This window comes from Granulosicoccus sp. 3-233 (assembly GCF_052681095.1).
In genome coordinates this window covers 279527-300075 of record NZ_JBQYLE010000006.1, presented here as the reverse complement: position 1 = coordinate 300075, position 20549 = coordinate 279527, and the positions used below count along the sequence as shown (strand labels likewise).

General features: G+C 55.8%; 21 protein-coding genes and 4 tRNA genes. 20 read left to right on the top strand and 5 right to left on the bottom strand.

Features of this window, described 5'->3' with window-relative positions:
- Positions 1–135: 135 nt before the first annotated feature.
- Positions 136–987, top strand: a complete 852-nt coding sequence (locus tag ACUNV4_RS17435; RefSeq protein WP_430879869.1) for a ferritin-like domain-containing protein — start codon at positions 136–138, stop codon at positions 985–987.
- Between the two features lie 142 nt (positions 988–1129).
- On the opposite strand, the gene ACUNV4_RS17430 is transcribed toward ACUNV4_RS17435, so the two are convergent.
- The 3 genes from ACUNV4_RS17430 to ACUNV4_RS17420 form a co-directional block, all read right to left on the bottom strand.
- On the bottom strand, positions 1130–1936 hold the full coding sequence (locus ACUNV4_RS17430; RefSeq protein WP_430879868.1) for a UDP-2,3-diacylglucosamine diphosphatase: 807 nt from the start codon (positions 1934–1936) through the stop codon (positions 1130–1132).
- Positions 1937–1968: 32 nt separating this feature from the next.
- On the bottom strand, positions 1969–2466 hold the full coding sequence (locus ACUNV4_RS17425; protein WP_430879867.1) for a peptidylprolyl isomerase: 498 nt from the start codon (positions 2464–2466) through the stop codon (positions 1969–1971).
- A gap of 171 nt (positions 2467–2637) precedes the next feature.
- Positions 2638–3417, bottom strand: a complete 780-nt coding sequence (locus ACUNV4_RS17420) for a peptidylprolyl isomerase (protein ID WP_430879866.1) — start codon at positions 3415–3417, stop codon at positions 2638–2640.
- Between the two features lie 138 nt (positions 3418–3555).
- On the opposite strand from ACUNV4_RS17420, the gene cysS reads away from it, so the two are divergent.
- Genes cysS through ACUNV4_RS17405 form a run of 3 tightly spaced genes read left to right on the top strand, consistent with a single transcriptional unit; the run spans position 3556 to position 6085 of the window.
- Positions 3556–4971 carry a cysteine--tRNA ligase gene (gene cysS, locus ACUNV4_RS17415; RefSeq protein ID WP_430879865.1) on the top strand — a complete coding sequence of 472 codons (1416 nt, stop codon included), beginning with the start codon at positions 3556–3558 and terminating at the stop codon, positions 4969–4971.
- Between the two features lie 11 nt (positions 4972–4982).
- Positions 4983–5609: a transcription antitermination factor NusB gene (nusB, locus tag ACUNV4_RS17410; protein ID WP_430879864.1), complete on the top strand. Its 627-nt coding sequence runs from the start codon at positions 4983–4985 to the stop codon at positions 5607–5609.
- Positions 5606–6085, top strand: coding sequence for a phosphatidylglycerophosphatase A family protein (locus ACUNV4_RS17405; RefSeq protein WP_430879863.1), 480 nt, complete (start codon positions 5606–5608; stop codon positions 6083–6085). Before nusB ends, ACUNV4_RS17405 begins: the two co-directional genes overlap by 4 nt.
- Here ACUNV4_RS17405 and ACUNV4_RS17400 read toward each other — a convergent pair.
- The gene (locus ACUNV4_RS17400; protein ID WP_430879862.1) at positions 6082–6663 is read right to left on the bottom strand and encodes a Maf family protein; all 582 of its coding nucleotides are present in this window, start codon (positions 6661–6663) and stop codon (positions 6082–6084) included. The genes ACUNV4_RS17405 and ACUNV4_RS17400 overlap by 4 nt on opposite strands.
- Between ACUNV4_RS17400 and ACUNV4_RS17395 the strand changes: the two genes are divergently transcribed.
- The 11 genes from ACUNV4_RS17395 (at position 6642) to ACUNV4_RS17345 (ending at position 13378) form a co-directional block, all read left to right on the top strand.
- Positions 6642–7214, top strand: a complete 573-nt coding sequence (locus tag ACUNV4_RS17395) for a YceD family protein (protein ID WP_430879861.1) — start codon at positions 6642–6644, stop codon at positions 7212–7214. The two genes, ACUNV4_RS17400 and ACUNV4_RS17395, sit on opposite strands and share 22 nt — an antisense overlap.
- 23 nt (positions 7215–7237) lie before the next feature.
- The gene (gene rpmF / locus ACUNV4_RS17390) at positions 7238–7435 is read left to right on the top strand and encodes a 50S ribosomal protein L32 (RefSeq protein WP_430879860.1); all 198 of its coding nucleotides are present in this window, start codon (positions 7238–7240) and stop codon (positions 7433–7435) included.
- An 85-nt stretch (positions 7436–7520) separates the two neighbouring features.
- Positions 7521–8528 carry a phosphate acyltransferase PlsX gene (plsX, locus tag ACUNV4_RS17385; protein ID WP_430879859.1) on the top strand — a complete coding sequence of 336 codons (1008 nt, stop codon included), beginning with the start codon at positions 7521–7523 and terminating at the stop codon, positions 8526–8528.
- An 84-nt stretch (positions 8529–8612) separates the two neighbouring features.
- On the top strand, positions 8613–9584 hold the full coding sequence (locus tag ACUNV4_RS17380) for a beta-ketoacyl-ACP synthase III (protein WP_430879858.1): 972 nt from the start codon (positions 8613–8615) through the stop codon (positions 9582–9584).
- A gap of 10 nt (positions 9585–9594) precedes the next feature.
- Entirely contained in the window at positions 9595–10248 is a 654-nt protein-coding gene (locus ACUNV4_RS17375; RefSeq protein ID WP_430879857.1) for a response regulator, read from the top strand.
- A 122-nt stretch (positions 10249–10370) separates the two neighbouring features.
- Positions 10371–12188, top strand: coding sequence for an excinuclease ABC subunit UvrC (uvrC, locus tag ACUNV4_RS17370; RefSeq protein WP_430879969.1), 1818 nt, complete (start codon positions 10371–10373; stop codon positions 12186–12188).
- 20 nt (positions 12189–12208) lie between these two features.
- Positions 12209–12772 (top strand): CDP-diacylglycerol--glycerol-3-phosphate 3-phosphatidyltransferase, encoded by a 564-nt coding sequence (gene pgsA, locus ACUNV4_RS17365; protein WP_430879856.1) that lies wholly within the window; start codon positions 12209–12211, stop codon positions 12770–12772.
- 69 nt (positions 12773–12841) lie between these two features.
- Positions 12842–12917: transfer RNA gene (locus tag ACUNV4_RS17360), tRNA-Gly, on the top strand.
- 43 nt (positions 12918–12960) lie between these two features.
- A tRNA-Gly gene (locus ACUNV4_RS17355) sits at positions 12961–13036 on the top strand.
- Positions 13037–13074: 38 nt separating this feature from the next.
- Positions 13075–13148: transfer RNA gene (locus ACUNV4_RS17350), tRNA-Cys, on the top strand.
- A gap of 143 nt (positions 13149–13291) precedes the next feature.
- Positions 13292–13378 (top strand) — tRNA-Leu (locus tag ACUNV4_RS17345).
- 37 nt (positions 13379–13415) lie between these two features.
- Here the strand turns inward: ACUNV4_RS17345 and ACUNV4_RS17340 are convergent.
- Positions 13416–13733, bottom strand: coding sequence for a hypothetical protein (locus ACUNV4_RS17340; protein ID WP_430879855.1), 318 nt, complete (start codon positions 13731–13733; stop codon positions 13416–13418).
- 275 nt (positions 13734–14008) lie between these two features.
- Here ACUNV4_RS17340 and ACUNV4_RS17335 point away from each other — a divergent pair, with 275 nt between their 5' ends.
- The 5 genes from ACUNV4_RS17335 (at position 14009) to ACUNV4_RS17315 (ending at position 20452) form a co-directional block, all read left to right on the top strand.
- Entirely contained in the window at positions 14009–15088 is a 1080-nt protein-coding gene (locus ACUNV4_RS17335) for a tartrate dehydrogenase (protein ID WP_430879854.1), read from the top strand.
- A 56-nt stretch (positions 15089–15144) separates the two neighbouring features.
- Positions 15145–16596: an NADP-dependent succinate-semialdehyde dehydrogenase gene (gene gabD / locus ACUNV4_RS17330; protein ID WP_430879853.1), complete on the top strand. Its 1452-nt coding sequence runs from the start codon at positions 15145–15147 to the stop codon at positions 16594–16596.
- Positions 16597–16630: 34 nt separating this feature from the next.
- Positions 16631–17530, top strand: a complete 900-nt coding sequence (locus ACUNV4_RS17325) for an NAD(P)-dependent oxidoreductase (RefSeq protein ID WP_430879852.1) — start codon at positions 16631–16633, stop codon at positions 17528–17530.
- 320 nt (positions 17531–17850) lie between these two features.
- The gene (locus ACUNV4_RS17320) at positions 17851–18813 is read left to right on the top strand and encodes a 2-hydroxyacid dehydrogenase (RefSeq protein WP_430879851.1); all 963 of its coding nucleotides are present in this window, start codon (positions 17851–17853) and stop codon (positions 18811–18813) included.
- Between the two features lie 742 nt (positions 18814–19555).
- On the top strand, positions 19556–20452 hold the full coding sequence (locus tag ACUNV4_RS17315; protein WP_430879850.1) for a dihydrodipicolinate synthase family protein: 897 nt from the start codon (positions 19556–19558) through the stop codon (positions 20450–20452).
- Positions 20453–20549 lie beyond the last annotated feature (97 nt).

Below are 20549 nucleotides of genomic sequence, written 5' to 3'. Positions count from 1 at the left end.
TTGCCTGCGTTTGCTCGAATCCTGGCGCATGCCGGCCACTGGCGCAGGCCGGACACAGATGATCGCAGATAAGCGAATGAGCCTTGTTCAGATGATGACAGTCAATTCGAAATGCAGGGGAGAGCGGCGTCCGGCATGAAGGTACCCGATATATTCCTAGAGGCGGAAACCGTGCTGCGGATGGCGGATCCAGTGGACAAGGCCAACGCCAGCATTGCACTGTATCGCCTCTGGCTGTCATTGCCGGAAACTGTACAGGAGCAGTCACTGGTTCAGCCCAGTGTATCCGTGGTGCAGGTCATTGACGCACCGGGTCGGCCGGAGCGACCGGCACTGGTGGAGGCACATCAACTGCCCAGACGCGGTCTGGGTTCGGTAGCGGGACGGGTTGCGCTGGTACATTCTCTGGCACACATCGAGTTCAATGCCATCAATCTGGCACTGGATGCGGTCTATCGCTTTCGCGAGATGCCCTCTGCCTACGTCACGGACTGGTTGCGAGTCGCGTCGGATGAGGGCGAGCACTTTCTGCTGCTTCACCACCGATTGAGCACGCTGGACTCGCACTACGGCGCCTTGTCGGCGCACGATGGCTTGTGGGACATGGCGCGCAGGACGGACCACGATGTACTGGTACGGATGGCACTGGTTCCCAGAATCCTCGAAGCTCGCGGTCTGGACGTCGCTCCTCCCATGATTGCCAAGTTGCAGCACTTGAAGGATGAGGCGACTGCCGATATTCTGCAGCGCATCTATACCGATGAGATCACGCACGTGGAGGTCGGCAATCGCTGGTTTCGTTTCGTCTGTGAACAGCAGGGGTTGGATGGCACCGACGTCTTCCGGGATCTGCTGCGTGGCGAGAACAGCGCCTACCTGAGAAGCCCCTATAACAGGGAGGCCAGACTACAGGCCGGTTTCAACGAGCAGGAGCTGGCGTTGATTCGTGAGATGGAACTGGAATATCAGGCGGCAAGACAGGCGTGAAGCGGGCGGACTGTCCTCGATACTGCCCGCGATGACCCTATCGGATGACTGCCAGTGGGAAAGGTTGCGACCAGCAGCGCAAGGCTACCGCCGCTCAGGGCGGCGTCGGATATCGAAGAGCGCTCGCAAGGTAGTGCCGCGATCAGCGAAAGGTCTTCAGCTGGAAGTCTGTTCCGTCCCATTCCACATACTGGGCGTAATCCGGATGCCAGTCGCCGACGACCAGGCGCTGTTGTCCCGCAGACGGTCCCTCATGGACCGCCGGTCGGTGGGTGTGTCCGTGTATCAGTGTCTGGCAACCTGTCGCCTGCAAGCGCCGGGAGACACATTCCACATTCACATCCATGATCACCGCTGACTTGCTGACACTGGCATCATGGCTGGCGGCGCGCAGGGCTTCTGCATGATGACGACGTTCATCGACACTCTTGGCCAGAAACTGCTGTTGCCAGCGAGGTTCTCGCACATTCCGCCGAAAGCGTTGATAGTCGTTGTCATCCGTGCATAGTGTGTCCCCATGCATCAACAACACCGGTTCGCTGCCCAGTGTGATGATGTGTTCATCGTCGCGAATCAGGGTGACACCGGCAGCCTCGGCAAAGGTCTGGCCCAGCAGAAAATCACGATTTCCCAGCATTACCGATACCTTGCAGCCGGAGTCGCTGACGGCGCGTAGTGCCGCCAGCATCGATGGATGCAGGGGAAGGCCGGCATCATCACCGAGCCAGTATTCGAAAAGGTCGCCCAGGATGTACAGATGCTGTTGACCGTGCGCCTGTTGCAGAAAACGCAGGGCGAGCTCCGCCGTTTGTCGAGCTTCCGGACTGGAATCATCATCTGCACTGTCGAGCAGGTCGGGGTCGGCAAACGTGCCGACCCCCGTGCCCTGGCTGGGATCCGGTTCGGGATTCAGGTGCAGGTCGGCAATGAAAAGATGGCTGCCGTTCATCGGGGGGGGGGCGTCGGTATCTGGCGTTTCCGCTATTCGGTAACGGTGATGGATTCGATGATCACGGATTCCGTGGGGACATCCTGATGGTGGCCGTTGGAACCGGTAGAGACAGTGGCGATGCTTGCCACGGTGTCCATGCCTTCCACGGTCTTGCCGAATACACAGTAGCCGAAGCCAGCCTGAGTCTCGTCGCGAAAGTTCAGGAAGTCATTGTCTGTCAGGTTGATGAAGAACTGCGAGCTGGCAGAGTGAGGGTCTGGCGTGCGGGCCATGGCAATGGTGCCCTTGTCGTTCTTCAGGCCATTGGCGGCCTCGTTCTCGATGGTCTCGTGAGTAGGCTTCTGATCCATCTCTTCGGTGAAACCACCGCCCTGGATCATGAAGTTGGGTATCACGCGATGGAAGATGGTGGAAGCGTAATGCCCTTCATCGGCATAGCGCTTGAAGTTGGCGCAGGTCTTCGGCGCAGCTTCTGTGTCGAGTTCGAGCACGATAGTGCCCTTGTTGGTCGTAATGGTTGCTTTCATGTCTGTAGCTGGATCTTTCTGATGTCAAAACGTGAAGTGTAACAGTCTGATTGCCAGCCTGTAGTTCGAGAGGTTCACTTGCAAGGCCGCCGGGCCGAGACAGTGGCCAGGATTGCCGAAGTCGCGAGCCCTGTCGGCATTGCGTTGGTCCGGAGCCGTTTGCCGCCGCGGTCAGTTCTGTTCAACCGGCGTTTCTGTCTGAACGGTGGTCTGATCGGTCGAGGCCTTCACTGGCCGATCGCCTTCTGAGGATCTGGCTGACGCAGAGCGTGGGCTGCCTTCGTCTGCCATCAGGTCATTACCATTCGTCACGCTCGGTTCCTGGCGAGTGGCAGACAGAATGACCACTGGCTCGACAGGGACATCACGACTGAATGGACCGCCAGGGCCGGTGCGTGAGCGTGATATGGCGTCCACCACGCTCTTGCCTTCGATCACGCGGCCGAACACGGTGTAACCCCAGCCACGCTGAGTGGTATCGGTATGGTCCAGATTGCGATTGTCTTCACTGTTGATGAAGAACTGTGACGTTGCGGAATGAGGTGCTGTCGTGCGCGCCATGGCGATGGTGTAGCGATCGTTTCGCAGGCCGTTGTAGGCTTCATTGCTGATGGGGGCGCGTGTTGCCTTTTTCTGGTAATTCTGGTTGAACCCGCCGCCCTGGATCATGAAGCCTTCGATGACTCGATGGAAAAGCGTTTGATCGTAGAAGCCACTATCGACATAATCGAGAAAATTGCGCACAGTCTGGGGAGCGCGCTTTTCATCGAGTTCCAGCACGATATCGCCAAGACTGGTGCTGAGCTGCACTCTGGGATCCGCGGCATGGGCTGTCGGCAACAGCAAGGCAGCCAGCAGGAGGAGCGCTGACAGTGGCTGTACGAATCGCTGTCGCACAGCTGGGCTGAACAGTTCAGCGATCACTGGGACGACGACACTTGTGAATGGCATGAGAATTCCTGTCATTTCGGTATTTTCCTGACGGGCATGATTTTAACGGCATTTGTAGCCTTACTCCTGCCAGTAACCATCGGGTAATCTGATAGGCTTCCGCCAGATAACCTTCATTAACGCGTTCTACCCCACAAGATGCTGCAAATCCATAACACGCTGAACCGACGCAAGGAACCCTTCGAGCCGCTGAAAGCCGGTCATGTCGGCCTTTATGTGTGCGGAGTCACTGTTTACGACGAATGCCATGTGGGGCATGGCCGCGTCATGATTGTTTACGATGTGCTGTATCGCCATCTGCAGGCAAAAGGTTATACGGTCAACTACGTGCGCAACATCACCGATGTGGATGACAAGATCATCAAGCGAGCGGCTGAGAACGGGGTATCTCCGACAGAACTGTCTCAGCGCTACATCGATGAGATGCATGCGGATGAGCGCGCCCTGAATGTGCTGCCGCCCACCCATGAGCCGCGGGCCACGGAATCCATCAAGAGCATGGTGCGCATCATCGGCCAGCTGATCGACTCCGGCCACGCCTACGCTGCCGAGAACGGTGATGTCTTCTATTCGGTGAAGTCCTTTGCCGAATACGGCAAGCTCTCCGGGCGCAAGATCGACGAATTGCGGGCCGGTGAACGGGTGGCTGTCGATGAATACAAGCGCGACCCTCTCGACTTCGTGCTCTGGAAGGCCTCGAAGCCGGACGAGCCCAGTTGGGAGTCACCCTGGGGTGACGGTCGACCCGGTTGGCACATCGAGTGCTCGGCCATGTCGATGGATCTGCTGGGCGAGGAGTTCGACATTCACGGCGGTGGTTCCGATCTGCAGTTTCCGCACCATGAAAACGAGATTGCTCAGAGTGAGGCACTGACCGGCGGGCGTTTCGCACGCTACTGGATGCACAATGGTCTGGTTCGGATCGATGAGGAGAAGATGTCCAAGTCGCTGAACAACTTCCTGACCATTCGAGATGTCCTGGCTCAGTATTCAGGCGAGGAAATTCGTACATTCATCATTGGCAGTCATTATCGAAGTCCGCTCAATTACACCAGTGAAGCACTGCTGGCAGCCAGAACGGCCTTGCGCCGCTTCTACACGGCGCTGCGTGGTCGGCCGGTATCACGAGATGCGCTGAAGGATGCCGCGACGGTCGACTCGTCCCTGCTCGAGGCTGACTATGTCGAGCGCTTCGGTGCCGCCATGGATGATGATCTGAACACGCCGGAAGCACTCGCGGTATTGCATGAGCTGGCCAACGCACTGAACAAGGAAGCGCAGAGCGACAGCGAACGCTCGATTCGTCTGGCATCGACCCTGGTCTGCCTGGGCGGGCGACTGGGTATCCTGGACAAGGACCCGGAACTCGTGTTGCAGGGGCAGGGCGATGGCGACGGCCCGACGGCCGAGCAGATCGATGCGCTGATTGACGAGCGGCGCAAGGCTCGTGAGGCCAGGGATTTTGCCCGCAGCGACCAGATTCGTGATGAATTGGCCGCGCAGGGTGTTGTATTGGAAGATGCCGGTGGCAAGACCACCTGGCGTCGCGATTGAGAACCAGCCCCGTGAAAAAGATTCCCCAACCCGAAGAACTGCAACCTGGCGACACCGCTCCGGTGTTGCCAGGTACCGAAGAGCCGCGATCACTGGGCGACATGATGCGCGAAGCCGAAAAGCTTCAGGCCCAGCGAGCAGAGGCCGAGGGCGCCAGTGACCGGGCGGCCCCCACCGATGAAGCACCGCCTCGACGGCATAAGCGAGTCAACCGGGCGCAGTCACGTCGCTATGCGCGTGAGCGGGCCATGCAGGCTCTGTATCAGTGGGATGTGGGCAGTGCCCAGAGTTCGGATGTGCGCAAGCAGTTTCTCGACAGTCAGGACATGAGCCGGGTCGATGTGGATTACTTCGTCCTGTTGTTCAATGGCGTCAGCCATCATCCCGGCGCCATCGACGAAGCACTGTCCGAGGCGCTGGACCGTCCGCTGGATGATCTGGACCCGATCGAGCGCGGCGTGCTGCGGGTCGCTACCTACGAACTGATGGAATGCCAGGATATTCCGGCACGTGTGATCATCAACGAGGGCATCGAGATCACCAAGCGCTTTGGTGCCGACAAGGGGCATCGCTATGTCAACGGTGTGCTGGACAAGCTGGCCGCGTCCGTGCGCCCGCTGGAGATGAGGCGGCGTTGAAACCCGATACCATCAAGCTGTCGGCCTTGCTGGATAGCCCCGCCAATTTTCTGGCTCTGGGCGCCGGGCTGGGTCTGGCACCGAAGGCACCCGGTACATTCGGCACGCTGCTCGGCATTCCCTTGCTGTTGGTGATGCCACAGTCGTTGGCCGCTTACCTGGCCGTGCTGTGTGTGCTGTCGCTGGTCGGTGTGTGGAGTTGTCACCTCTGTGCCCGCTCTCTGGGCGTGCACGATCACCCGGGGATTGTCTGGGATGAGGTGGTCGGTTATCTGATCACCATGATCGCCGTGCCACGCAGTGTGTGGTGGGTGGTGATCGGATTCGCCATGTTTCGCCTGTTCGATATCCTGAAGCCGTGGCCGATCAGCTGGATTGATCGGCAGGTGCATGGCGGACTGGGCATCATGCTCGATGACATGCTGGCCGCGCTGTTTGCACTGGCCGTCATGCACCTGTTGCTGTTCCTTTTCTAGGGAACCATGACGCCGGCCTGCCGCAGGCCTCGGCACAAGGCGATCATCGGCAGGCCGATGAGGGCGGTCGGGTCCTGGCTCTCCACTGACTCGAACAGACTGATGCCGAGTGACTCGACCTTGAAGCTGCCGGCACAATCCAGTGGCTGGTCGGCGGCGATGTAACGGTTGATTTCCTCTGCCCGCAGCTGGCGCAGGCGGGCGGTTGTCCGATCCAGAGCAGTGAAATAATGGTCTGATCGTGTATCCAGCAGACAAAGTGCCGTGTAGAAGTCGACAGAATGGCCACTCATTTGCTGAAGTTGCTCCCTGGCGCCACTTTCCGATCCTGGTTTGTGCAAGCGCTCACCCTGACATGCCGCTACCTGATCGGAAGCAATGACAAGCGCGTCAGCTTGCGTCAGAATACGGCCTGCATCAGCTTTTTCACGGGCGAGACGGCTGGCGAGCGCATCGGGAGATTCTCCGGAAAGTGCCGATTCGTCGATGTTCGGTGAACATTGCTGGAACGGCAGGTTCAATCGTTGCAGTAACTCTGCGCGGTAACGTGACCCTGATGCTAGAACAAGCACTTGCAACAGACTACTCCTTTCTTTACAATTCGCGGGTTATGGTCAAGGCACTTCCACAGCGATTCAATCCGGATCTTCTGGCACGCGACGGAACACGCTTCGAGCTGGTCTTGCCGCAGAGTCAGATGAAACGACTCAGTGGCATTCTGGCATCTGCCGACAATGACGTACAGGTTACTGCCTTGTTTTCGCGACGCAAGGATCACATAGTGGTCAGCGGGCGATTGACGACGCGGTTTGCGCTGCAATGCCAGCGTTGCCTGGAGTCGATGGATGTGGATATCAGTGAGCCGTTCGAGCTGGTTTTCGTCGAGAACGAAGAAAAGGCGCAAGAATTGCCGAAGCAGCTGGATCCTGTCGTACTGGATGAACACGGGCAAATTCATGTCGTCGATCTGTTCGAGGATGAGGTGATGTTGCACGTGCCTGAAATACCGAAACATACGGATATGTCTGCATGCAATCCGGGACCGACTGAATTCGGCGAATTGCCTGCTGACGTGGAAGAGGGGAAGCCAAACCCCTTCGACGCGTTGAAGAATCTGAATTTACACTAACTTTTCTACTGGATTAATAAGTCATGGCCGTTCAAAAGAGCCGCAAGACACCTTCACGTCGCGGCATGCGTCGTTCGCACGACTCGCTGAAGAACCCCACACTGTCGACAGACCCCACCACGGGTGAGCTGCATCGTCGTCACCATGTGACTGCTGATGGCTTCTACCGTGGTAACCAGGTCGTCCAGACTCCGGAAGAGCTGGAAGACGAAGACGAGTAGGTCGTCTGGCCATGCTGTCCTGCTCTGAATACAGGGGGCCCCGCAAGCCGGCTCCTGTTGAGTTCGAATGCAACGGCCGACAGTCATGCTGAAAGTTGCAATTGATGCCATGAGCGGCGACGGTGGCACGGGTGTCATCGTCGATGCGGTCAGGTCGGTGTTGAGTAAGCGGGACGACGTGCACTTGATTCTGGTCGGAGAACCTGATCGCATCAATCAGTGTATCGGGTCAACGCCTCTGCCAGAGGGGAGGTTCAGCGTAGTCGCATCGTCCGAAGTGGTCACCATGGAAGACAGTGCGGCGGTGGCGCTGCGCAGCAAGAAGAAATCTTCCATGCGTCTGGCCATCAACCTGGTCAAGGAAGGCGAGGCGGATGCCTGTGTCAGTGCCGGTAATACGGGTGCACTGATGGCGATCAGCAAATTCGTCCTCAAGACGGTGCGTGGCATCGACAGACCGGCCATCGCCGCGATCATCCCTGCCATCGACGGGCATACCCACATGCTGGATCTGGGGGCCAATGTCGACAGTTCTGCCAGGAATCTGTATCAGTTCGCGCTGATGGGGTCCATTCTGGCGCAGGCCGTTGATGGCATCAAGCAACCTCGGGTGGCTCTGCTCAATATCGGTTCAGAAGATATCAAGGGCAATGAACAGGTGAAGCTGGCAGCACCACTGCTGGCGAACAGTTCCTTGAACTACATCGGTTTTGCCGAAGGCAACGAAATCTATACGGACAAGGTTGACGTGGTGGTCTGCGACGGCTTCGTAGGCAATGTATCGCTGAAGACCAGTGAAGGCGTTGCGCGCATGGTGTCGCACTATCTCAAGGAAGAATTCAAGCGTTCTCTGTGGAACAAGCTGGTGGGGCTGGTGGCGCGACCTGTTCTGAAGTCGTTCGGTAACCGGATCGACCCACGCAAGTACAACGGTGCCAGTTTGCTGGGCCTGCAAGGCGTTGTGGTCAAGAGCCATGGGAGTGCCGATGCGGTTGCGTTTGCCAATGCCATCGATATTGCCTTGCTGGAGATCGGGCACAATCTGCCTTCGATGATTGCCGACCGTCTGGGCGAGACGTTGAACGCCGCCTGAGTTTTTTCGTTGCGCGGCGGCAGTTCACCTGTCGTCGCCGTTTCCGCGACCTATAATGGTGCAAGGCCCATCCGTTCCCAGAACATGACACACTTTGCTCGTATCGTTGGAACCGGTAGCTATTTGCCGGAGAGGGTCGTCACCAATGCAGAACTGGAAAAGACGGTCGACACCAGCGATGCCTGGATAAGGGAACGGACCGGCATTCGGCAGCGCCATATCGCGTCCGAAGGTGAATTCACTCTCGATCTCGCCGAAAGAGCCTCCTTGCAGGCGATCGATGCTGCCGGAATTGCGCATTCGGATATCGATCTGATCATCGTGGCAACGACAACCGCCGATCAGGTTTTCCCCAGCACCGCCTGTCTGTTGCAAAGCCGATTGGGTGTGCACGGTTGTCCGGCCTTCGATATTCAGGCTGTCTGTACAGGGTTTGTCTACGCCCTGTCGGTTGCGGATCATTTCGTGCGATCCGGTACAGCCAGAACAGCGCTGGTGGTCGGCGCTGAAACCTTTTCCCGGATCATCGACTGGACCGACCGGAACACCTGTGTGCTGTTTGGTGACGGTGCTGGTGCGGTCATTCTGCGACGCGACAATGCTCCCGGTATCCTGTCCACTCATCTGCACGCTGACGGCGATTACGCCTCTCTGCTGCAAGTACCCAAGGGCGTGTCCAACAATCTGTCGTCAGTACAGGCAGGCACGGCCTATGTCGAGATGGCCGGCAGCGATGTGTTTCGCATGGCCGTCAAGACGCTGGGGCGCATTGTCGATGAAACGCTGGAAGCCAACCAGCTGGCCAAGACCGATATCGACTGGCTGGTACCGCATCAGGCCAATCACCGAATCATCGCCGCTACTGCCAAAAAACTTGGCATGCCCATGGAAAAAGTGGTACAGACTGTAGCTGAACATGGCAATACGTCTGCTGCATCGATACCACTGGCACTCGATGTGGCGGTGAGGGATGGTCGGATCAAGTCTGGCGACAATATACTCATGGAAGGCTTTGGTGGCGGGTTCACCTGGGGATCGGCGCTTGTAAACTGGTAGTCTGGCATTCATGAGTGGAGAGCAACAACTGAAAGTCCTGATTGTTGATGATCATGAGCTGGTCCGTGCCGGCATGCGTCGACTGTTGGAGGAGAACCCGCAGTTGGGTTCCATCTACGAAGCCAATTCCGGTGAAGAGGCCCTGGAGCTTGCTCGCGAAGAGCGCTTCGATCTGGTTCTGATGGATATCACCTTGCCCGGTATCAGCGGCATGGAGGCATCCGATCGACTGCTGCAACTGGATCCGGGCAGTCGCATCATCATGGTGACCGGCAAACTGGAGGGGGGGCATATTCGCAAGCTGCTGAACTCCGGCGTGCGCGGCTACATCACCAAGGGCAGCAGCTCCGACGAGATGGATCGCGCCATGCGCCGAGTCATGGCGGGGGAGCAGTATCTCTCCCCGGACGTTGCTCAACAGGTCGCCATGGACATGATCAACGGTGACGATGAGAATCCGTTCGACAAACTCACGAGCCGAGAATCGGAGATCATTCATCTGCTGCTGCGCGGACATCGCAACCGTCAGATCTCGAACAGCCTGCACATCAGCGAGAAGACGGTCAGTACGCACAGGACCAGAGCCTTCGAGAAACTGCAGGTCAAGACGACAGCGGAACTGGTGCGGTTGGCGATGCGCTTCAATCTCTGGAACGACGACTGATCCGTGCAGGGCGTTTCGTGACTGGCGAAGACAAGTCGGCAGACGGGGAGAATCGGGCATCAGCCGACGTGCAGCGAGATGAAGCGCAATCGGCGTCGCGGCACTTCGATTCGACCGCCTTCATGCGCACGGTGACAACGCGTCCGGGGGTTTACCGGATGTACAACGCCCAGGGCGATATCATCTACGTCGGCAAGGCCAGCAATCTCAAGAATCGCCTGGGCAGCTATTTTCAGAAGACGCTGGACAACCGAAAGACGCAGGCGCTGGTGTCCCATATCGCCAACGTCCAGACAACGGTCACCGATAGCGCAGCCGCGGCATTGTTGCTGGAACAGAACCTGATCAAGGAACATCGGCCGCGCTACAACGTCGTGTTGCGTGACGACAAGAGCTACCCGTATATCTATATCTCGACGCGGGACACTTACCCGCGGCTCAGTTACCAGCGTGGGGCGCGCAAGACGCCCGGCAAGTACATCGGCCCTTATCCCAGTGCCGGTTCGGTCAAGCGCTCCCTGTGGCTGGTACAGAAGCTGTTCAAGGTTCGGCAGTGCGAAGACAGCTATTTTCGAAACCGCTCGAGGCCTTGCCTGCAGTACCAGATCAAGCGATGTACAGCGCCATGCGTGAACCGCATCTCTCCGGAGGATTATCGGCAGGATGTCGATATGACCATTCAGGTACTGGAGGGCAAGTCGAAGGATGTGGTCAACGATCTGGTCAAGCGCATGGAGTCAGCCAGCGAGGCGCTGGATTTCGAAACGGCGGCGCAGCTGCGTGATCAGATCGGTAGCCTGAAAGCTGTCAGCGACCTGTCGACCAGCATGCGCGATGACAGCAATGCCGACTATGTGGCAGCTGCCACCAAGGGTGGTCAGAGTTGTGTGCAGGTTTTCTTCGTGCGTAATGGCATCAACCTGGGGAACAAGGCCTTCTATCCGGCGACGCCGGTTGGCAGCAGCAGCGCCGAAATAATCAACGCCTTCATCGCCCAGTTCTATCTGGAGCATGACCTGCCTCGCGAGATCGTTGTCAGTGAGGCGATCGAGGATGCCGAGCTGCTGCAGCAGGTCTTCAGCGAGCGTCTGGGAGCCTCTGTCGCGGTGGTTCACCGAGTGCGAGGCGAACGGGCGAAGCTGCAGGCACTGGCCCTGACCAATGCCGACGTTGCGCTGGCTGCCCGCCTGGCGTCACGCTCGGGCATGGCGGCGCGGCTCGAAGCGGTGCGCGCGCTGGTGGGGCTGGATGATGCACCGAGTCGCATGGAATGTTTCGATATCTCGCACACCATGGGCGAGGCCACCGTGGCCTCCTGTGTGGTATTCAATGCCGAAGGGCCACTGAAGTCGGACTACCGGCGATTCAACATCGAGAACATCACCCCGGGTGACGATTATGCGGCCATGCAGCAGGCGCTGACGCGTCGCTATACGCGCCTGATCAAGGAAAATCGCGATCTGCCGGATATTCTGTTCATCGATGGCGGCAAGGGACAGATCTCGGTGGCGCTGGACGTCATGAGAGAACTGCAGGTGGATACGGTGCAGGTGGTCGGCGTATCCAAGGGACCGGATCGGCGGCCAGGTGATGAGACGCTGATTCTGTGTCGTGACGAACAGCAGGGTGGCAGTGTGGAAAGGCAGTTGACCAATGATTCTCCAGCATTACTGTTGATCCAGCAAATTCGGGATGAGGCTCATCGGTTTGCCATCGCCGGTCATCGCGGAAAACGCGCGAAAAAGCGCCAGACATCCATACTGGAGGACATCAAGGGGCTGGGGCCCAAGCGTCGCAAACAGCTGTTGACGCACTTCGGAGGTTTGCAGAGACTGCAGAAGGCAGGTGTGGAAGACATCTCATCTGTGCCAGGCATCAGCACAGAACTGGCAACGAGAGTGTACGATGAGCTGCATCCGACCCGCATTTCAAAAAGCTGACCCTTGGTGAAGAAAGACCGATGAGACAAAACCTGCCGACGTGGCTGACATTGCTCAGGATTGCGTTGTTACCCGTGATAGTGGTGGTGTTCTATCTCGATGCGCACTGGGCTCGCCCTCTCAGTTGTTTCCTGTTCATACTGGCAGGGATCACCGACTGGCTCGATGGCTATCTGGCCCGCTTGTGGAAAGTGGAAAGTCGCTTCGGTGCCTTCCTCGATCCGGTGGCCGACAAGTTGATGGTGGCCTGTGTGCTCATCCTGATCGTCGAGTTCGATCACAGCCCCTGGTTGACGATTCCAGCCATCGTCATCATCGGACGGGAGATCACCATCAGTGCCTTGCGAGAGTGGATGGCTGAAATGGGGCAGCGAGGCAAAGTGGCTGTGGGCTGGATCGGTAAAGTCAAGACTACTGCGCAGATCACCGCATTGTCGATGTTGTTGTACCTTCATGACCTGTTTGGCCTGCCGATCTACAAGATGGGCATGTTTGCACTGTATGTTGCGACGGTATTGACCATCTGGTCGATGGTGGGCTACATGAAAGCAGCGTTCACGGACGCACCCGAAGAGAAGTCGTAAAAAAATTCAGAAAAATTCATCGAAGTGCTTGACAGCGAAAGCTGTAAATCCCAGAATACGCAGATCGGTGCGGGAATAGCTCAGTTGGTAGAGCGCAACCTTGCCAAGGTTGAGGTCGCCAGTTCGAACCTGGTTTCCCGCTCCAATATTCAAGCAGTACAATCAGTTGTAGTAAAACCATGATCGGTGCGGGAATAGCTCAGTTGGTAGAGCGCAACCTTGCCAAGGTTGAGGTCGCCAGTTCGAACCTGGTTTCCCGCTCCATATCTGGTCTGGTTTTGGCATGTATGTTCACGACACTCGGCTGAGTGGCAGAGTGGCTATGCACCGGATTGCAAATCCGTTTACCTCGGTTCGACTCCGGGCTCAGCCTCCAGGTGTCATTACCCTTGTCCGGCACTGATCCATCGCCGGTCTGACAGAGACGCGCCACTCGTTCTCTGCTCCTGTACTGTATTGTTCTACCGTCAGGTTCTCCAGTCGTATCGCTCCTTACTGGATTCACGAAGCCCCTCAGATGCCCGGGTGGCGAAATTGGTAGACGCAAGAGACTTAAAATCTCTCGACCTTATGGTCGTGCCGGTTCAAGTCCGGCCCCGGGCACCAATGACACGACGACTTGAAGGATATTCGAGCACGTCGGCTATCGTCCCCAACCCCATGAATGGCAGGTAAGCGTCAGGCATCTGATGACCTGGCAAGCTGCCGTAATCTGACTCCATACGTCGTTCACCCAACCGAGATCGATTGGCAGGGTGTCTTGCATCACGCGGTGCTCCGAGCTGGACAGGTTTTCGATGGTTGCATCGAAGTCCTTCCTCGCCGATGCGGCGATGGGGATCGTCAGGACTTTCATCGAGAGCGTGTTCAAGAATAGACCGAGCATGAAGTAGAAGCTCACCAGGACGCAGAGCAATTCGATCGATGTCAGAGCCGGGTCTTTTACCCACAGCGACATCATCTGGGTAATTCAGCCGATGGCGAAGGCCGGGTCGAGCCTGAACGCCGCCAGTGGTACGACATCGGTTGCTTGCAGGGGACAAGTAATACAAACCTGGCTCGTGCACGGTGACCGCCAGCTGCAATGGGCAGCTACCTACTTGAACACTATCGGAGCAACCGTATAGCTCATCATTCTTCACTTATTTCTAATAATGGTTTTACTATTTTGAATATTGTTTATTAAAACTCAATCAAATAGTCTGGATCCACCTTGAAAAGAAGCAGGAGTCTGATGTGACACCTTCTCGCTACAGAATCGCAGCGATCCCCGGGGACGGTATAGGCAAGGAAACCATGCCTGAAGGCGTGCGTGTTCTTGACATCGCTGCGCAAAAATTTGGTATCGAACTGGAATGGACGTGGTTCGATTTCGCCAGCGCTGATTACTACGTAGAACACGGCAAGATGATGCCGGATAACTGGCGTGACCTTTTGCAAGGCTTTGACTCGATCTACTTCGGTGCCGTTGGCTGGCCGGATCTGGTGCCTGACCACATATCCTTGTGGGATTCACTGCTTCAGTTTCGTCGCGAATTCGATCAGTACGTCAACCTGCGTCCAGTGCGCTTGATGCCCGGTGTGAAGTCGCCTCTGGTCGGACGTAAGCCGGGTGATATTGACTTCTATGTCGTACGTGAAAACACGGAAGGTGAGTACTCCAGTGTGGGTGGCATGATGTTCCCGGGTACCGAGCGCGAGGTGGTGGTTCAGGAAACCGTGATGTCCCGTATTGGCGTCGATCGCATTCTGAAATTCGCCTTTGAACTGGCGCAAAGTCGGCCGAAGAAGCACCTGACATCTGCCACCAAGTCCAATGGTATGGCTATTACCATGCCCTATTGGGATGGGCGTGTGGAGGAAATGAGCAAGCAGTACCCAGGTGTCGACGTCGACAAATACCACGTTGACATTCTCGCAGCCAACTTCGTGCTGCATCCCGACTGGTTCGACGTGGTGGTGGCGAGTAATCTGTTCGGTGACATCCTGTCCGACCTTGGACCGGCCTGTACAGGCACCATTGGTATTGCGCCATCTGCCAATATCAACCCCGACAGGAAGTATCCAAGTCTGTTCGAGCCGGTACACGGCTCGGCACCGGATATTGCAGGCAAAGGAGTCGCCAACCCGATCGGTCAGATCTGGTGCGGAGCAATGATGCTTGATCACTTGGGACATCCGGCTGCCGGTGCCGCCGTGCTGGATGCTATCGAACAGGTGCTCGCACGAGGGCCGGAAGAAGCTCCGCTAACAGCCGATCTGGGTGGGCGCGGTAATACGGTTGAGCTGGGCAAGGCGATTGCCGAGACGCTGTAATACAACCACGACGCCGTAGGGCAGGTGTAGGACTAGATAATTCTGAGGCTTGAGTAATGCAATTACATGACGAACAACTGCTTCGACAGCAGTGCTTTATCAATGGTGAGTGGGTTTCTGCCGATAGCGGTGAGGTCATCAGGGTCAACAACCCTGCGACTGCGGATGATATTGGTACCGTCCCGAGCCTGTCTCAACTCGAGGTCCGTAGCGCAGTCGAGGCTGCAAATGCCAGCTTGCCGGCATGGCGTGCCCGGACGGCGAAAGATCGAGCAATTATACTGCGTCGCTGGTTTGACCTGTGTATGGAAAACCAGGATGACCTCGCTCGAATCCTGACTTTGGAGCAAGGCAAGCCTTTTCAGGAGGCCAAGGGTGAAATTGCTTACGGATCCGCCTTTATCGAATGGTTCGCGGAGGAGGCCAAGCGGGCGTATGGCGACGTCATTCCGGCTCCGGCTACAGATCGACGAATCATCGTGACCAAGGAACCGGTGGGAGTTGTTGCCGCCATTACCCCCTGGAACTTCCCGAATGCCATGATTACCCGCAAGGCTGCAGCCGCCATGGCTGCCGGTTGTACTGTGGTAGTCAAGCCCGCATCCAGCACACCGTATTCCGCGCTGGCTCTGGCAGAACTTGGCAAACGAGCGGGTATCCCCGACGGTGTGTTCAATGTCGTGACCGGCTCAGCCCGCGTCGTTGGCGGCGAGCTGACCGCAAACCCCACCGTTCGCAAGCTGTCCTTTACAGGCTCGACTGAGGTGGGCAAGACTCTGATGGAGCAATGTGCCAGGACAGTGAAAAAAGTATCAATGGAACTGGGTGGCAACGCACCTTTCATTATCTTCGACGATGCTGACCTTGACAAGGCGGTTCAGGGAGTAATGGCCTCCAAGTTCCGTAACGCTGGTCAAACCTGTGTCTGCGCCAACAGGATCTTCGTGCATGACGGTATTTACGATGCGTTTGCCGAACGTCTTGCAAGTGCGGTCAGGGCGCTGGAGATCGGCAATGGACTGGACGCTGGAGTGACAATCGGGCCAATGATTGACGAGGCCGCAGTAGAAAAGGTCGAGCAGCATATCAGCGATGCTACATCCAGAGGCGCCAGTACCTACCTTGGGGGCAAGCGTCATGCCATGGGTGGTACTTTCTTTGAACCTACGATTCTCACCGATGTGACTGCCGATGCACTGTTGATGAACGAAGAGACTTTCGGGCCTGTGGCGCCCCTTATTCGATTCAGTCATGAATCTGATGTCATCAACAAGGCAAATGACACTGAGTTTGGTCTGGCTTGTTATTTCTACAGTCGCGACATCGGACGTGTATGGCGCGTGGCCGAGGCTCTGGAGTACGGCATTGTCGGGATCAATGAGGGCATAATTTCAACTGAACTAGCGCCTTTCGGTGGTGTAAAGGAATCGGGTGTAGGCCGAGAGGGTTCAAAGTACGGTATCGAGGATTACCTCGAGATCAAATACATGTGCATGGGTGGCCTTTAACCGCTTGCAGACAATACCAACGAAGGGGAGACCTATGGAAAAGCAAAACATGACACAGCGCATCGGGGTGATCGGAATTGGCCTCATGGGGCACGGTATTGCCAGTAACATCCTCAAGAACGGCTGGACACTGAACTTTCTGGATCATCCTGGCAATCAACCGGTGGATCAGCTGCTTGCGGACGGGGCCAAGGCATTCAACACCGGCCGAGAGCTCGCTGGTGCCTGTGATGTAATCATACTTTGTGTGACTGGATCACCTCAGGTTGAAGATGTACTGACGCGGGAAGACGGCGTTCTGAATGGTTTGCAAAAGGGCACTGTGATCATCGACTGTTCGACGGCGATCCCAACCTCGACCATATCCATTGCCGAGCGGGTCATTGCAGCCGGCGGATGTTTTCTGGATGCGCCAATGACTCGCACGCCAAAAGAAGCGGCACAGGGGCGCCTTAACCTGATCGTGGGTGGTGAACTCGACATCTTCGAGAAGCAGCTGCCGCTGCTACGAACCTTTTCCGAGAATATCACCTATGCAGGGGCCGTTGGATCAGGGCACAAGCTCAAGTTATTGCACAACTTCGTGTCTCTTGGGTTTTCTGCGGTACTCGCTGAAGCCGCTGCTTGTGCCGAGCTGAATGATGTCGACCCGCAAGTACTGGTAGAGGTGCTATCCAAGGGTGGCGGAGCCGGTGCCGTTCTTCAACGTTTGCAACCTTATATTCTTGAGCGAGACAGTTCCGGGTTCAACTTTTCCATTTCCAATGCCCACAAGGATATCGGCTATTACCTTTCCATGGTTGAGGCTGCAGATGCCAGTCACACAGTGGCCGATGGTATTTTTGGCACTTTGAACTCCGCATTGCAGTCTGGTTTTGGTCAAACGAGCATTCCGGAACTGATCACTATCCTGAACGAAAAAGAGGGTAGCTGATCAGTATCATTGATTTCAGGTGGGGCCTGCTGGCCCCTTGTCGAAGTTGAGGGTTGGTATCGATCCAATGCATTCCGACGTGTTGAGGATCGTGAAATCGGCGATGGACATGACCAGATCTTTCCTCGGCTTGATCCGTTTCGTGGACGCTCGGCAAGGGGGAATCTCATCAGGGGCTATTTCGCGTGGCGTGAGATCCTGTTTCCTGGCAGTACTGTTTGTTCTTGCTCTGCTGACCTGTTTTTCGCAGATCCCGTTCTGGTTGCCGATGTTGATTGGATGATCAACCGACTCATCGAAAACCTCTAGGATTAAAGTCTATGAAAACTTTCCATGGTGTTTTTCTCGATGTAAAGCCGCTCGATCAGAATGATCTGACGCTGGAACACTTGAGGAGTGCATTCTCCAGGCTGGACAGCTACGAGAACACCCCGGCTGATCAAGTGATACATCGCCTTTCAGGGGCCCAGGTGGCGATAGTCAACAAGGTTCAGTTGACTGCGGATGTACTGGCAGCTAGTCCTGCGCTCAAGCTTGTACTGATTGCTGCGACGGGGCTGAACAATGTTGATCTTGAAGCCGCAAAACGCCTCGGAATTACCGTCTGCAATTGTTCCGGCTATGGCACCGCCACCGTTGCTCAGCATAGTCTGATGCTATTGCTTGCACTTGCAACCAGTTTGCCTGACTATCAAACGGCAGTGAGAGCGGGGCGTTGGCAAGAAGCCGGGTATTTCTGCTTTCTTGACTTTCCCATAGTCGAACTGTCTGGCAAGACGCTAGGAGTGCTGGGCCAGGGAGAACTCGGTGGAGCAGTGTCCAAGCTGGCGGAGGCCTTCGGCATGAACGTAATTACCGCCAATCTTCCCGGACGTCCGCCAAAACCTGAGCGCCGATCTCTGGACGAGTTGTTGCAAGAGGTCGACGCACTCTCGCTTCACTGTCCGCTGACAGAGCAAACGAAAAACCTTATCGGCGAGCGAGAACTCTCGCTGATGAAACCCGGAGCATTCATAGTCAACACGGCGAGAGGTGGGTTGATCGAGGAGCAGGCTCTGGCTGATGCGTTAAGACGAGGTCATCTTGGAGGAGCTGCAACTGATGTTCTCACTCAAGAGCCACCTGTCAATGGTAACCCCTTGTTGGCGGATGATGTCCCACGTCTGATCATAACTCCCCATAGTGCCTGGGGCAGTCTCGATGCTCGTCAACGCATCGTTGATCAGCTTGTCGAGAACGTGAAAGCTTTCAGATCGGGTGAGACAATTCGTCGTGTAGCGTAGTCGTCAGGATATCTGTTGGCATGCGGAGCTTGCAGCCTGTTGATTACCTCCCTTGCAGTATTGGGGTCGGGTCGATTTGTCACCGCGTAACCAGAATGATGGAGAATTTGTCGGTGAGGATATTGTTCATGAATCTATCTACACAACGAATTACTGCGATGAATTCATTTCCTGTAATCGTAGGTGAAGGACGACTCGCAAGATGATCGGTGAGGATATGAAGCATGATAACTGATTGTTCGTTCCGCATGACGCCGAAGGTGGTCTTCATTCCAGTCGGGCTGAGTGTCTGGTACCTGGTCGGTGACTGCAAGTTCTTGTTCCATTCGAGAGAGCATCAATATGTCGAATGGAACAGGTATGCGTAATCCAGGCTGGTTTTCTGTGCGGCTTGTACAGGGACGGGGAAATATCCTGATCGGCTTGTCCATGATAACCATCAATTGCAAGAAATATTTTCAGTCAACTATCGAGAATGTTCGTGAGATCCGTTGAAAAAGAGGCAGCTGTTATCTCGGGTAGTTGCCTTTGTTGGTGTTGGGGTTTTCTGTCGGTAGGGGTTTGATGATTTATTTTGAATTGATGAATTCGATATTAATGAAAACGTTCATGCAAGGTCGTTGACTTGTGGTTGGTGTATTAGTAGCATGATTATATAAAATAAGGATAAAAAGCTCGTTATTATAATGGGTTGCAATATTAACTGATTTTCAGATTATTATATTTTCGGAGGTATTGAGGGATGGCGATGAGAAATCTGGATGGAATACATTACATGATTCCAACTCCTTTCACCGAGACGGAAGATCTTGATTTGGAGCCCATCGCGGGTATGGTGGACCTCTCCGTCAAAGACGGATGCAAGGGGGTTGTCTGCCTTGGGGTTACCGGAGAGGCCAATCGGCTCGATGACAAGGAAAGAAACCTGGTGATCGAGGAGACAGTAAGAGCGGCCGGTGGCCGGATCGAGGTGACTGTAGGTACTAGTGGGACTGGTACACGGCAAACTGTTGAACGATGCAAGTTGGCTGAATCGCTTGGAGCAACGGCAGTCATGGTGGCGGCGGTGCCAATGCCCAAGTCGAATTTGAAGAGGCTGTACGAATATTATGTTGCGGTTGCTGGAGCAGTAAATATCCAGGTAGTCGTCCAGGATTATCCTGCAGTTACCGGCGTGCAGATGCCCCCGGATTTCATCGCCAAACTGGTGGATGACTTCGAGAATATCAATTACCTGAAGCTTGAAGATACGCCTTGTCCGCAGAAGGTTACGGAAATCAGGAATCTGACTGGCGACGCCTTGGGGATATTCGGAGGCCTGGGAGGTGTATACCTGTATGAAGAGTTATGCCGGGGTGCGGTCGGTGCAATGTCGGGTTTTGCCTATCAGAATATATTTGTCCAAATGTACGATCTGATTCAGGCAGGAGATAAAAAGGGTGCCGGAGAGGTGTTCTATAAATATCTGCCTGCCATTCGGCTGCAGTTTACCCAGGGTCTTCTGATCAGTCTGCGAAAGGAAATCATGAAACGTCGTGGATTGATGACCTGCACGAGAATGAGACATCCCGGTGTCGAAGCGGATCAGACAACCATTGATGAGTTGTTCGCTCTGCTTGATGAATTAGGTCTCGAGTAGATGGCTCTCTGGTTCAGACTTTCTTCAACAAGTAGCTTCAGAAGAGCGACAGCCTGTTCGAGTTCATGCAGGACTTCGGTACCTGGGAGCAGTGCGT

Excerpts from the sequence above, each read along its gene's own strand:
- ACUNV4_RS17435 (WP_430879869.1), top strand. The coding sequence starts at position 136 with ATGAAGGTACCCGATATATTCCTAGAGGCGGAAACCGTGCTGCGGATG.
- ACUNV4_RS17430 (WP_430879868.1), bottom strand. The coding sequence starts at position 1,936 with ATGAACGGCAGCCATCTTTTCATTGCCGACCTGCACCTGAATCCCGAA.
- ACUNV4_RS17425 (WP_430879867.1), bottom strand. The coding sequence starts at position 2,466 with ATGAAAGCAACCATTACGACCAACAAGGGCACTATCGTGCTCGAACTC.
- ACUNV4_RS17420 (WP_430879866.1), bottom strand. The coding sequence starts at position 3,417 with ATGCCATTCACAAGTGTCGTCGTCCCAGTGATCGCTGAACTGTTCAGC.
- cysS (WP_430879865.1), top strand. The coding sequence starts at position 3,556 with ATGCTGCAAATCCATAACACGCTGAACCGACGCAAGGAACCCTTCGAG.
- ACUNV4_RS17395 (WP_430879861.1), top strand. The coding sequence starts at position 6,642 with ATGCTAGAACAAGCACTTGCAACAGACTACTCCTTTCTTTACAATTCG.
- rpmF (WP_430879860.1), top strand. The coding sequence starts at position 7,238 with ATGGCCGTTCAAAAGAGCCGCAAGACACCTTCACGTCGCGGCATGCGT.
- plsX (WP_430879859.1), top strand. The coding sequence starts at position 7,521 with ATGCTGAAAGTTGCAATTGATGCCATGAGCGGCGACGGTGGCACGGGT.
- ACUNV4_RS17380 (WP_430879858.1), top strand. The coding sequence starts at position 8,613 with ATGACACACTTTGCTCGTATCGTTGGAACCGGTAGCTATTTGCCGGAG.
- ACUNV4_RS17375 (WP_430879857.1), top strand. The coding sequence starts at position 9,595 with ATGAGTGGAGAGCAACAACTGAAAGTCCTGATTGTTGATGATCATGAG.
- uvrC (WP_430879969.1), top strand. The coding sequence starts at position 10,371 with ATGCGCACGGTGACAACGCGTCCGGGGGTTTACCGGATGTACAACGCC.
- pgsA (WP_430879856.1), top strand. The coding sequence starts at position 12,209 with ATGAGACAAAACCTGCCGACGTGGCTGACATTGCTCAGGATTGCGTTG.
- ACUNV4_RS17340 (WP_430879855.1), bottom strand. The coding sequence starts at position 13,733 with ATGATGTCGCTGTGGGTAAAAGACCCGGCTCTGACATCGATCGAATTG.
- gabD (WP_430879853.1), top strand. The coding sequence starts at position 15,145 with ATGCAATTACATGACGAACAACTGCTTCGACAGCAGTGCTTTATCAAT.
- ACUNV4_RS17325 (WP_430879852.1), top strand. The coding sequence starts at position 16,631 with ATGGAAAAGCAAAACATGACACAGCGCATCGGGGTGATCGGAATTGGC.
- ACUNV4_RS17320 (WP_430879851.1), top strand. The coding sequence starts at position 17,851 with ATGAAAACTTTCCATGGTGTTTTTCTCGATGTAAAGCCGCTCGATCAG.
- ACUNV4_RS17315 (WP_430879850.1), top strand. The coding sequence starts at position 19,556 with ATGGCGATGAGAAATCTGGATGGAATACATTACATGATTCCAACTCCT.